The organism is Pararhodobacter sp. SW119 (assembly GCF_017811755.1).
Lineage (GTDB): Bacteria > Pseudomonadota > Alphaproteobacteria > Rhodobacterales > Rhodobacteraceae > Pararhodobacter.
Window position 1 is genome coordinate 80,066 of the sequence record NZ_JADDJF010000008.1, and the last position, 12,143, is coordinate 92,208.

The 12,143-nt window shown below is 70.7% G+C and carries 11 protein-coding genes and 1 other RNA gene; 7 read left to right on the plus strand and 5 right to left on the minus strand.

Features of this window, described 5'->3' with window-relative positions:
* Positions 1-55: 55 nt before the first annotated feature.
* From IM708_RS07375 to IM708_RS07385, 3 genes are read left to right on the plus strand one after another with little or no spacing between them, the layout of a single operon-like run.
* Positions 56-1,576 carry a class I adenylate-forming enzyme family protein gene (locus IM708_RS07375; protein ID WP_209425697.1) on the plus strand — a complete coding sequence of 507 codons (1,521 nt, stop codon included), beginning with the start codon at positions 56-58 and terminating at the stop codon, positions 1,574-1,576.
* Positions 1,573-2,205 carry a DsbA family oxidoreductase gene (locus IM708_RS07380; protein ID WP_209425698.1) on the plus strand — a complete coding sequence of 211 codons (633 nt, stop codon included), beginning with the start codon at positions 1,573-1,575 and terminating at the stop codon, positions 2,203-2,205. Before IM708_RS07375 ends, IM708_RS07380 begins: the two co-directional genes overlap by 4 nt.
* On the plus strand, positions 2,202-3,404 hold the full coding sequence (locus IM708_RS07385) for a multidrug effflux MFS transporter (protein ID WP_348524951.1): 1,203 nt from the start codon (positions 2,202-2,204) through the stop codon (positions 3,402-3,404). The genes IM708_RS07380 and IM708_RS07385 overlap by 4 nt, the downstream gene beginning before the upstream one ends.
* Before the next feature lie 4 nt (positions 3,405-3,408).
* On the opposite strand, the gene IM708_RS07390 is transcribed toward IM708_RS07385, so the two are convergent.
* From IM708_RS07390 to IM708_RS07410, 5 genes are all read right to left on the minus strand, one after another.
* Positions 3,409-4,548, minus strand: coding sequence for an NUDIX domain-containing protein (locus IM708_RS07390; RefSeq protein WP_209425699.1), 1,140 nt, complete (start codon positions 4,546-4,548; stop codon positions 3,409-3,411).
* A 42-nt stretch (positions 4,549-4,590) separates the two neighbouring features.
* Entirely contained in the window at positions 4,591-5,049 is a 459-nt protein-coding gene (locus IM708_RS07395; protein WP_209425700.1) for a TrgA family protein, read from the minus strand.
* Positions 5,050-5,077: 28 nt separating this feature from the next.
* Complete coding sequence (locus tag IM708_RS07400) at positions 5,078-6,289, minus strand: cyclopropane-fatty-acyl-phospholipid synthase family protein (protein ID WP_209425701.1); 1,212 nt, start codon at positions 6,287-6,289, stop codon at positions 5,078-5,080.
* Between the two features lie 78 nt (positions 6,290-6,367).
* On the minus strand, positions 6,368-7,783 hold the full coding sequence (locus IM708_RS07405; RefSeq protein ID WP_209425702.1) for a deoxyribodipyrimidine photo-lyase: 1,416 nt from the start codon (positions 7,781-7,783) through the stop codon (positions 6,368-6,370).
* Positions 7,784-7,802: 19 nt separating this feature from the next.
* Complete coding sequence (locus IM708_RS07410) at positions 7,803-9,026, minus strand: aminotransferase class V-fold PLP-dependent enzyme (RefSeq protein WP_209425703.1); 1,224 nt, start codon at positions 9,024-9,026, stop codon at positions 7,803-7,805.
* A 65-nt stretch (positions 9,027-9,091) separates the two neighbouring features.
* On the opposite strand from IM708_RS07410, the gene ssrA reads away from it, so the two are divergent.
* The 4 genes from ssrA (at position 9,092) to IM708_RS07430 (ending at position 11,988) form a co-directional block, all read left to right on the plus strand.
* Positions 9,092-9,445: a transfer-messenger RNA gene (gene ssrA / locus IM708_RS07415) on the plus strand.
* Between the two features lie 93 nt (positions 9,446-9,538).
* Entirely contained in the window at positions 9,539-10,168 is a 630-nt protein-coding gene (locus IM708_RS07420; protein WP_209425704.1) for a class I SAM-dependent methyltransferase, read from the plus strand.
* Positions 10,165-11,067 (plus strand): PfkB family carbohydrate kinase, encoded by a 903-nt coding sequence (locus IM708_RS07425; protein WP_209425705.1) that lies wholly within the window; start codon positions 10,165-10,167, stop codon positions 11,065-11,067. The genes IM708_RS07420 and IM708_RS07425 overlap by 4 nt, the downstream gene beginning before the upstream one ends.
* Positions 11,068-11,988, plus strand: coding sequence for a pseudouridine-5'-phosphate glycosidase (locus IM708_RS07430; RefSeq protein ID WP_209425706.1), 921 nt, complete (start codon positions 11,068-11,070; stop codon positions 11,986-11,988).
* Positions 11,989-12,143: the final 155 nt, after the last annotated feature.

The following is a 12,143-nucleotide window of genomic DNA, read 5'->3' on the forward strand; positions in this document are numbered from 1 at the left end:
CCCGACCGGCCCGCCCGCCTCTTGCCTGCCCGGCGCGGCGGGCGTAGCAGGGGCCATGCTGTCCGTCACCGACCCTGCGCCCTTTGCGCCGCCCCCCGCGCCGTTCAACCTGGCCGAATACGTCCTCGGCGCGGGCGCGGCCACGCCCGACAAGATCGCCCTGCAGGTCCTGCGCCTGACCGGGGCCGAGCGGTGGTCCTATGCGCGGCTGACCGCGGCGGTGCGCGGGATCGGCACCGGCTTCCTGCGCGCGGGGCTGGTCCCCGGCGACCGGCTGCTGCTGCGGCTGGGCAACACGGTCGATTTCCCGCTGGCCTATCTGGGCGCGATCGCGGTGGGGGTGGTGCCGGTGCCGACCTCCTCGCAACTGACCGGGGCCGAGATCACCGGCATGGCGGCGCTGCTGGACCCCGCGGCAGTGGTCGCGGGCGCGGGCATCGCGCTGCCGGACCATCCGGCGCGGGTGATCGCCGCGGCCGACCTGGCCGCCTGGCAGGCGCTGCCGCCCTGCGACTGGGACCGGGGCGCGCCCGACCGGCTGGCCTACATGGTCTTCACCTCGGGCACCTCGGGGCGGGCGCGGGCGGTGATGCACGCCCATCGCGCGGTCTGGGCGCGGCGGATGATGTGGGCGGGCTGGTACGGGCTGCGTGCCGAGGACCGGCTGATGCACGCCGGCGCCTTCAACTGGACCTATACGCTGGGCACCGGGCTTATGGACCCCTGGGCGATCGGCGCCACCGCCCTGATCCCCGACGCCGGGATCGAGCCCGCGCAACTGCCGCTTCTGATGAAGCGCTTCGACGCGACGATCTTTGCCGCCGCACCGGGGGTCTACCGGCAGTTGCTGAAGATGCCGGTGCCCGCCCTGCCCCGCCTGCGCCACGGCCTTTCCGCCGGCGAGAAGATGCCCGAGACGACGCGCGCCACCTGGCAGGAGGCGACCGGAACCGAAATCTACGAGGCGTTGGGGATGTCGGAAGTATCCACCTATGTCTCGGCCAGCCCGGAACGCCCCGCACCCCCCGGCGTGGCGGGCTATCCGCAGCCCGGACGCCGCGTCGCGGTGCTGGGACCGGAGGGAAACCCCGTGCCGCGCGGCACGCCGGGCGAGATGGCGGTGGGCGCGGACGATCCGGGCCTGATGCTGGGCTACTGGCGGGCCGAGGCGGAGACCACGGCGCGGATGCGGGGCGGCTGGTTCCTGACCGGCGACACGGTGGCGATGGACGACGACGGCGCGATCCGCTACCTCGGCCGCGACGACGACATGCTGAACGCGGGCGGCTTTCGCGTCTCGCCCTTGGAGGTGGAGCGCGCCTTCGACGCCCACCCCGGCATAAGCGAAAGCGCCGCGGTCGAACTGCCGGTGCGCGCAGGCGTCAGCGTCATCGCACTCTTCTACGTGCCCGCCGCCGGGCCGCTGGAGGATGCGGCGCTGGCCGCGCATGGCGCGGAGTTGCTGGCGCGCTACAAGCAGCCGCGCCTGTTCGTCGCGCGCGACACCCTGCCCAAGGGCGCCAACAACAAGCTGAACCGGCGCGCCCTGCGCGACGCCTGGAAGGAGGGCGCATGATCCGCCTCGACATCTTTTCCGACCCGATCTGCCCCTGGTGCTACATCGGCAAGGCGGGGCTGGATGCGGCGCTGGAGGCCCGCGCCGACCATCCCTTCGCGGTCGAGTGGCACCCGTTCATGCTCAACCCCGACATGCCGGCAGGCGGCATGGACCGCGCCGCCTATCTGGAGGCGAAGTTCGGCAGCAAGGAAGACGCGGTGAAGCGGATGCTGACTATCCAGCAGGCGGCCGAGGCGGCGGGCGTGCCGATCGACTTTGCAGCGCAGACGCGCCTGCCCTCGACGCTGGATGCGCACCGGCTGATCCACTGGGCGGGGCTGGAAGGCCGGCAGAACGCCGTGGTCGCCGCCCTTTTTCGCGCCTATTTCGTCGACGGCGCCGATATCGGCGAGCCGGAGGTGCTGACCGGCATCGCCGGGGCCGCGGGGCTGGATGCGGCGATGATCGCCCGCCTTCTGGAAAGCGACGGCGACGTGGAGGAGATCCGCGCCCGCGACGCCGATATCCGCGCCCGCGGCCTGTCGGGCGTGCCGGCCTTCATCATCGACGGGCAGCACGTCCTGCACGGCGCGCAGCCGCGCGATGTCTGGCTGCAGGTGATCGACCAGATGGCGGGCCGCGCGTGAGCCTGGCCAGCGCGCCGCCGCGCACCATGCGGTTCGGCGAGTTCATCGCCCTGCTGGCGCTGCTCTTTGCCACGGTGGCGTTTTCCATCGACGCGATGCTGCCGGTCCTTGGCGTCATCGGGAACGAGTTGTCGCCGCCCGACCCGGGGCGCGCGCAGCTGGTGATCACGGTCTTCGTGCTGGGCCTCGGCCTCGGCACGTTCCTGTCGGGGCCGATTTCGGACCGGTTCGGGCGCAAGCCGGTGATCCTGACCGGGATCGCGATCTACATGCTCGCCGCCACGGTCGCCGCCACCTCCGACAGCCTGGAGATGCTGCTGATCGCGCGGTTCATCCAGGGGCTGGGGTCGGCCGCGCCGCGCGTCGTCAGCCAGGCGATGGTGCGCGACCTTTATGTCGGGCGGCACATGGCGCGGGTGATGTCGTTCGCCATGGCGGTCTTCGTGCTGGTGCCCGCCGTCGCGCCGCTGATCGGGGCGCAGATCGACGCGGCCTTCGGCTGGCGCGCGATCTTCTGGAGCTTTCTCGTCTTCGGCCTGACCTCGGGCCTGTGGCTGGCGCTGCGCCAGCCCGAGACGCTGGCGCCCGAGAACCGCCGCCGCCTGCACCCCACCGACCTGATGCTTGCGCTGCGCGAGGTGCTGGGCCATGCGCGCGTGCGCCTCTACCTGCTGGCGCTGTCGCTCAGCTTCGCGCCGATGTTCGCCTGGCTGGCCTCGGTCCCCTTGATCTTCGACGAGACTTTCGGGCGGGGGGCGGAATTTCCCTACTGGTTCGCGCTGGTCGCGGTGCTGTCGGCCCCGGCCAGCCTGATCAACGCGCAACTGGTGGTGCGGCTGGGCATGCAGCGGCTGCTGTCCATCGCGCTGGCCGCGCAGATCGGCTCGGCGGCGGTGATCCTGGGGCTGATGATGCTGGGCATGGTCGACTTTCCCGCCTTCGTCGTCTTCATGTGGCTGCAGTTCTTCTCGATCGGGCTGATCTTCGGCAACCTGAACGCGCTGGCGCTGGAGCCCTTGGGCCATGTCGCGGGCATGGCGACCTCGGTCATGGGCGGGGTGTCGACGATGGCGGCGGCGGTGATCGCCACGCCCATCGCGCGCGCCTTCGACGGCACCGCCGCGCCGCTGGCGCTGGGCGCGCTGGTCTGCGCGGCGCTCGCGCTGACCTGCGTGCGGCTGGCCGCGCGGCGGGCCTGAACGCTCAGCGGCTTTCGGCGCGCAGCGCGTCGCGCTGGCTGGCCAGCCACAGCGCGCTGATCAGCACCGGCGCGGTCGCCACCTCGCCGCTGTCGATCAGGTGCAGAAGCCGCGGGAAGGGCAGCACGTGCGGGCGGATATCCTCGGCCTCGGTCTCCAGCCCGGCGGTGGCCTGCGTGCCGGGGTCGAGCGTGGCAAGCCCGACATAGGCGTGGATGAATTCGCTGACCGCCGCCGGGCTGGGGTAGAACGCCGGCACCGGCAGCAGGGCGCGCAACTCCAGCCCCGCCTCCTCAAGGCTTTCGCGGCGCGCGGCGTCCTCGGGCGTCTCACCGGCGTCGATGCGCCCGGCGATGGTTTCCAGCACCCAGGGGTTGCGGTCGCCGCGGGTGTGCACGCCGAAGCGATACTGCTCGACCAGAAGCACCAGGTCCTGCACAGGGTCGTAGGGCAGCACCGTCACCGCATCGGCCATCACGAAGGCCGCGCGCGTCACCGGCCGGCTGAGCGCGCCGTCGAAGCGGCGAAAGCGCAGATCGGCCTCCTCGACCCCGAAGAAGCCGGTATAGGGCGCGCGTAGCCGGGCGATCTGCACGTCGTCGCCGGCCGGGGCGCGGCGCAGGGTGGCGGGCGCGGGCTCGGCCTCGGCGCGCTGGCGGCTGGTCACGCGGGCCTGCAGCATGCGGTAGCGGGTGCGGATGTGGCGCGGCTCGGTCTGCGGCAGCAGCGTCATCACCTCGGCGGCGGTGGCGGTGGTCACCCGCCCCCAGTCGCGCGCCCAGTCGTCCAGCGACCACGGCGCGCCGCCGTTCCATTCGCCGGGCTCGGGGCGGTAGATCAGCGCCTCGACCGGGCCGCTGGCGGTGGTCACGCTGACGCTGGCCAGCTCGTAGCCGAAGACCCGCTCGTAGGCGTCCAGCCGCGCGCGCACCACCGGGTCGGGGCGCAGCAGCAGCCCCGTCGCCTGCGCCCCGGTCCGGGGCTGGCAGACCGGGAATTCCTGCACCGCGCCGGCCCGGTCGACGGCATGAAGCACCGCGTGATCGGGCAGCGTCGCGGCTTCGACCTGAACCGCGCGCGCCCCGGCGACCACGCGCAGAAGCGGCAGGTGGCGCAGGGTGCCGAAGACGAAAAGCGGGGTCATGCGATCTGGACAGCGTCCGGTGGCCAAGGGGGTCGGGGCCCGTCAGCGGGCAAGGCGTCGCCTTTCGAGTAACCGGAAAAGCAGCCAGAGCACAATCCCGCAGATCAGCGCCCCGCCGCCGAGCAGCAGCAGGAACGACCGATCCATCGCGACCGCCATGAACCGCAGCGTCTGGTCGACGAAGCCCTCGACCGCGTCCATCGGCTCGCGGTACACGCGCCGGTAGCCGTGGACGAAGACCATGCGCAGCGCCGCCCCCAGCGCCGCGACCAGCGCCGTCAGCACGACCGCCTGCGCGGTATAGTACAGGGTCCAGAAGAACCCGTGATCGACGCGCGGCCCCAGATAGCCGAAGCCGATAACCGCAGCGATCCCCGCAACCCACAGGTTGAGCCCGCCAAGCTGCGCGCCCTCGGCGAACAGCGGCCGGTAGGCCTCGGCCGCGACGATCGCCAGGATCGCCAGCACCAGCGCCGAAAGGGGACGGATCAGCGTGAACATCGCGTTTCCTTTTGCTGGGCCGGCGGGATCAGGCCGGGCGGCGCAGGGTGATCTGCGTCACGTCGCAGAACCCCGCCTGAAAGGACGCCGCGCAGGAGGTCAGGTAGAATTCCCACATCCGCCGAAAGCGGTCGTCGAAACCCAGCGGCTGGATGCGCGTCCAGCCGTCGAGGAATGTCTGGTGCCAGCGGCGCAGGGTCTGGCTGTAGCTTTCGCCGAATTCGATAGACCCCTGCGGGATCAGCCCGGCGCGCGCCACCTCGGCCCGCAGGCGCGAGGGCGAGATCAGCATGCCGCCGGGAAAGATGTATTTCTGGATGAAATCGACGCCCGCACGATACGCGTCGAAGCGCGCGTCGGGCACGGTGATGATCTGCAGCGTCGCCTGCGCGCCGGGCTTGAGCCGTTCGCGCAAGGTGTCGAAATAGACCGGCCAGTATTTCTCGCCCACCGCCTCGAACATCTCGATCGAGGCGATGGCGTCGTACTGGCCGCGTTCGTCGCGGTAGTCCTGGAGCTTGATCTCGACCCGGTCGGCCAGCCCCGCCCGCTGCATGCGGGCGACGGCATAGTCGTGCTGCGCCTGGCTGATGGTCAGCCCGGTCACCTTCAGCCCGCGCTTGCCGGCGGCGTATTCGGCAAACCCGCCCCAGCCGCAGCCGATCTCCAGCACATGGTCGCCCTCCTGCAGTTGCAGCGAATCGACCAGCGCCGCGTATTTCTGCTCCTGCGCGCGTTCCAGGCTTTCCTGCCCGGTGCGGAACAGCGCCGAGGAATAGGTCATGCTGTCGTCGAGCCAGTGCGCGTAGAAATCGTTGCCGAGGTCGTAGTGATAGGCGATGTTCTTCTTCGCCTGTGTGCGGCTGTTGCCGCGCAGCCAGTGGCGCAGCCGCTCATAGAGCCGCACCAGCGTCATGCCGCCGTAGCCCTCGTAGACATCGGGGTTGTCGTGGGTGATCAGGTCCATGAAGGACTGCAAGTCCGGCGTCGACCACCACCCTTCGAGGAAGGCATCGGAAAAGCCCAGATCCCCCTCGCGGATCAGGCGGGCGAAGCAGTCGGGGTTGTGGATCACGATCTCGGCCACCGGGCCGGGTTTCGGCCCCTGGGCGCGGAATCGCCTTCCGTCGGGCAGGACCAGGTCGAGGCGCCCGTGCGTGATCCTGCGGGCCTGCTCGAAGGCCTGACGGAAATATCGCGGCAGGTTGCCCTGGCCTTCGGTACTGGTGAACGCGTCCATCTTGTCTCTGGTGTCCCCGGAACTGTCGATCAGCGTAATCGAGAAGGATGTAATCGCAACGAAAAAATCACGTCGCCGTCATTTGCCGCGATGCCGCTCGTAGGCGGCCAGCGCGCGGTTGCGCCCCTCGGCCAGATCGACCAGCGGTTCGGGATAGGGCGCGTCGGGGCTCAGCTTCCAGGACCGCGGCACCGCGTCGAAATAGGCGCGCGCGTCGGCGCCGGGGTTGCGGGCCAGTTCGGCGATGAAGCGGTGGCGCCAGGTGCAGTCGGGGTCGAACTTCTCGCCCTGCGTGGCGGGATTGAAGACGCGGAAATAGGGCGCGGCATCGGGGCCCGACCCGGCCACCCACTGCCAGCCCATCGCGTTCGACGCCGGGTCCCAATCGATCAGGCAGTCCTCGAACCATTTCAGGCCGACTTTCCAGTGCGTCATCAGATGCTTGGTCAGGTACGAGGCGACGATCATCCGGGCTCGGTTGTGCATCGTGCCGGTCACGTACATCTCGCGCATGCCGGCATCGACGAAGGGCTCGCCGGTCAGGCCGCGGCGCCAGCGTTCGGCGTCGGCATTGTCGTCGCGCCAGGGAAAGGCGTCCCATTCCGGGCGCCAGTTGCCGCTGGTGATTTCGGGCGTGTGGAAGACCAGGTGATGCGCGAAGTCGCGCCAGGCCAGCTCCTTCAGGAAATGCTCGGCCCCCTTGTGGCCCCGGTCCTGTTCCAGCAGGCGCTGGGTGCGCCACCAGACGCGGCGCGGGCCGATCTCGCCCAGCGTCAGGTTCTCGGACAGGCGCGAGGTCGTCTCGCCCGCCGGAAAGTCGCGGGCGGTCCTGTAGTCCTCGACCGCGCCGTCGAGGAACGCGTCGAGCTTTGCCTCGGCCTCGGCCGACCCGACGCGAGCGTGGCGCGCGACGATCGCCGCCCCGCGGTTCATGGCCGCGCCCAGCCCCCAGTCGGCAAGGCTGTCCGAGGTTGGCCAGCTGTCGGGCGCTTGCAGCTTCGACGGCGCCTTGCAGGGCGCGGCCACGCCGCGCGCCGACAGCGCCTTCCAGAAGGGCGTGTAGACCTTGTAGTGGCCGCCCTCGCCCGTCGCCACCTGCCAGGGTTCGATCAGCGTGTGCCCGGCAAAGCTTTGCGCCTCGGTCCCCGCCGCGCGCAGGGCCTGCTTGACCTCGGTGTCGCGCGCGCGCGCCGGCGCATCGTAAAGCCGCCCCCACCAGACGCCGGCGGCATCGGTGTCGCGCACCAGATCGCGCAGCACCTCCAGCGCGTTCCCGCGCCGCAGGATCAGCCGCGAGCCATGGTCCGCCAGCGTCTTGCCGAACACCTCCAGCCCCTGCCCCAGCCGCCACCGCGGCGCCGCGCCCAGCCCGGTGACGCTGTCGTCGGCGATGAACACCGGGATCAGCGGCCGGCCGGTCTCGGCGGCGGCGCTTAGCATCGGGTTGTCGTCCAGCCGCAGGTCGCGGCGGAACCAGAGGATCAGCGGCTGCATGAAACGGTCCGGTTGCCTGTCACAGCACCCGATCTAGCGCGCGGATCAGCCGGTCAAGTTCAGCCTCGCTGGTGTAGTGCACGAAACTCAGGCGCAGCGCGCCGTGCGCCAGGTCCGCGCCCTGCGCCTCCAGCGCGCGGTTGGCGTAGAAGGTGCCGCCGCCCGCCATGATCCCCTCGGCGGCCAGCGCCTGGGCCAGATCGGCGCCGGGCTTCTCGGCCAGCACCGCGACGGTGGGTGCCCGCCCCTCGGCCCGGCGCGGGCCCAGCAGGCGCAGGTCGTTGCGCGCGCCCAGATGGTCCAGCAGCGGCTGCAGAAGTCGCGTTTCATGCCCGCGCATCAGATCGTGCGCCAGCGCCGCGCGGCCCCTGGGGTCGCGCCCCTCGCCGCCGTGGTGGCTGGCCAGCGCGTCGATATAGTCCGCCATCCCGGCGCAGGCGGCGATCTGCGCGTGGTCCGGCCCGGCCGGGGTGAACCGCTTGTAAAGCGTGTCGGCGTTGAAATAATGCCCCTGGTTGGGCAGACGCATCCCCAGGTCGCGGCGGATGACCATGATCCCCTGATGCGGCCCGTAGGTCTTGTAGGCCGAGAACAGGTAGATATCCGCCCCCAGCGCGCCGACATCCGGCAGCCCGTGCGGCGCGTAGCTGACCCCGTCGACGCAGACCACGGCGCCCACGGCATGCGCCAGCGCGGCGATCTCGGCCACCGGGTTCACCTCGGCCACGACGTTCGAGCAGTGCGGGAACGCGACCAGCTTCACCCGCTCGTCCAGCATCGCCTCCAGCCGCTCCAGCGCCAGATGCCCGGTCGCGGGGTCGAGCTTCCATTCGCGGATCTCGATCCCCGCCTCGCCCAGCCGCCGCCAGGGGCCGGAATTGGCCTCGTGGTCCTGGTCGGTGACGACGATCGCATCGCCCGGCTTCAGGTGCTGCCGGAACGCCTGCGCCAGAACATAGGTGTTGGCGCTGGTCGAGGGGCCGAAGCTGACCTCGTCCTCCGCCACGCCCATCATCGCCGCCAGCCGCGTGCGCGCCTCGTCCATCTCCGCGCCCGCCAGGCGCGAGGCCTCATAGGGTCCGTAGGGCTGCACCTTGCGCTCGCGGTAGAACCGCGTCAGCCGCTCGATCACCGGCGCGCAGGTGTAGCTGCCACCCGCATTCTCGAAAAACGCCTGCCCGTCCAGCGACGGCTCGGCGAAGGCCGGAAACTGCGCGCGCACGAAATCGATATCCAGTTGCATTCGAATCTCCCCTCGTTCGGGCGCAGACTAGGACCCGCGCGCGCCAGGCGACAGACCCCAACGGGGGGCTTGAGCCGGCGGCAAACTGCGCCTATATCAGGGGTGTTCCCGGCAACGGGGACTATGGACATAAACGCGCCCGTAATACGCGGATCGGACCCGGGGGCGGTACCCGGCGGCTCCACCAATCACCCTCATTGGGGGAAAATGGGGCCGAAACAGGATCGACGAACGTCTAAAGGGGTTTGCTTTGTCCCGGTGAGCTACCACCGTTATCGGTGCGCAAAGTACAGTTGCCAATGACAACCGTGCTCCGGTGGCCGTTGCTGCGTAAGCAGTAACCACTACCGAAACTTAAGCCCTGGCGCTTAGCCGTGTCAGGCGGGGTTCGCAGGCACCTGGCAACAGAAGCCTGCACTTCATTCCAGTTCAGCACCCTGACCCGCGCCGCACCCGCGAACCGCCGCCACCGGGCCTTGAGTTCGCCTGTCCGCCATGGCCTAATCCGGCGCATGACCAAACCCGATCTTTCCCACGCCTACGCCCTGCAGACGCCCGAAGACTGCCTCAAGCTTTACGCCGACTGGGCCGACAGCTACGACGCCGACTTCGCCCGCAACCGGGGCTATGTGCTGCCCGCGCAGGTCGCCGCGGCCTTCATGGCGGCCGGCGGCGGCGCGCCGGTCCTCGACGTGGGCGCGGGCACCGGGCTTCTGGGCGTAGCGCTCGCCGGCCTCGGCCTTTCCGGCGCCATCGACGGGATCGACCTCTCGCCCGCGATGCTGGACCGCGCCCGCGAAAAGGGCTGCTACCGCACGCTGATCGCCGCCGACGTGACCCGCCCGCTGGACCTGCCCGCGGTCTATCGCGGCATCGTTTCTTCGGGCACCTTCACCCACGGCCATGTCGGGCCCGAGGGGGTGCCGCCGCTTCTGGACATCGCCCTGCCTGGCGCGCGTTTCGCGCTCTCGGTCAATGCCGGCGTCTGGGCGGCGCGCGGCTTTCCCGCCGCGCTCGACGCGCTCGCCGACCGGATCGCGGGCCTCACCCTGTCCGAGGTACCGATCTACGACGCCGCGCCGGACCCCGCCGACCCCCACGCCACCGACCACGCGCTGATCTTGCAGTTCACCCGCCGATGACCGCGCCCCCGCCAGGCCCCGACATCCTCTGCATCGGCTCTGTCCTCTGGGACGTGATCGGGCGGACGCCGGCGCAGATGCGGCTCGGCTCCGACGTGCCAGGGCGGATCAGCCGCCTGCCGGGGGGCGTGGCGCTGAACATCGCCATGACGCTGGCCCGCTTCGGCCTGCGCCCGTCGGTGCTGACCGCCATCGGCCGCGACGCCGAGGGCGAGGCGCTGACCGCCGCCTGCCAGGCGCTGGGTGTCGACACCACGCTCGCCTACCGCTCCGACGATCTGCCGATCGACCGCTACATGGCGATCGAGGGGGCGAACGGCCTGATCGCCGCCATCGCCGACGCCCATTCGCTGGAGGCCGCGGGCGAGCGCATCCTCGCGCCGCTGGCCGATGGCCGGCTGGGCACCGCTGCCGCGCCGTGGCGCGGGCCGGTGGCGCTGGACGGCAACCTGACGGTGACGCTGCTGGATCGCATCGCCGGATCGCCGCTCTTCGCCGCTGCCGATCTGCGCGTGGCCCCCGCCAGCCCCGGCAAGGCCGAACGCCTGCTGCCCTTCCTGCGCCACGCCCGCGCCACGCTCTATCTGAACCTCGAGGAGGCCGGCCTCCTCTGCCAGACGCGGTTCACTGACAGCCGCACAGCGGCGCAGGCGCTGGTCGCGCGTGGTGCGGCGCGCGCACTGGTCACCGACGGGGCGCGCGACTCCACCGACGCCCGCGCCGGTGCCCCGCCCCTGACCCGCCCCGCGCGCGAGGTTCTGGTGGCACGCGTCACCGGCGCGGGCGATACCTTCATGGCCGCGCATATCGTATCTGAGACCCGCGGCGCCGGGCGCGAGCAGGCGCTGACCCGCGCCCAGGAAGCCGCCGCCGCCCATGTCGCCGGAGAAATCGGTTAGATGAATAATTTGATGTCACTATCGGACGAAGTTAAGTCCGCACTTGAAGTCAAAAAACCCGTGGTCGCGCTGGAATCGACGATCATCACCCACGGCATGCCCTGGCCCCAGAACGTCGAGACCGCCCGCGCCGTCGAGGCCGAGGTGCGCGCCGCCGGCGCCGTGCCGGCGACCATCGCGGTGATGGGCGGGCGCATCCGCGTCGGCCTCGACGACGCCACGCTCGATGCGCTGGGACAGGCGGTGGCGGTGATGAAGCTCAGCCGCGCCGACCTTGCCGCCTGCCTTGCCAGCGGGCGGACCGGGGCGACGACCGTCGCCGCGACGATGATCTGCGCGCATATGGCGGGGATCGAGGTCTTCGCCACCGGCGGCATTGGCGGGGTGCATCGCGGCGCCAGCGAAAGTTTCGATATCTCGGCCGACCTGCCGGAACTGGCGCGCACCCCGGTCACCGTGGTCGCCGCCGGCGCCAAGGCGATCCTCGATCTGCCGAAGACGCTGGAGATGCTGGAAACCCTGGGCGTGCCGGTCATCGCCTACGGGCAAGACGCCTTTCCGGCCTTCTGGTCGCGCGATTCGGGGCTGAAGGCGCCGTTGCGGATGGACAGCGCGGCGCAGATCGCCGCCGCCCACCGGATGCGCGCGGCGCTGGGGCTGGACGGCGGGCAACTGGTCGCGAACCCGATCCCCGAGGCCGCGGCATTTCCCCGCGGGGAAATCGAACCGGTGATCGAGGCCGCGCTGGTCGAAGCGGTCGCCCGCGGCATCGCCGCGAAGGAGGTCACGCCCTTCCTGCTCAACCGGATATTCGAGCTGACAGACGGACGCTCGCTCACCGCCAATATCTCGCTGGTGAAATCGAACGCCCGCCTCGCCGCCGCCATCGCCGCCGGACTGGCCGCCGACCCCGCCGCCTGAACCTGCCGCCTTCCCCGTTTCCCCGCGCGGAAAGATGCTTAACAATGTCTTATTTCCCCGCGGGGAAATGCCTTGCGCGGCTTTCCACCTGCCTGCGGGAAAATTTGCTTAACGACCTCTTATTTCCCCGCGGGGAAATCGCGCCTCGCGCTCTC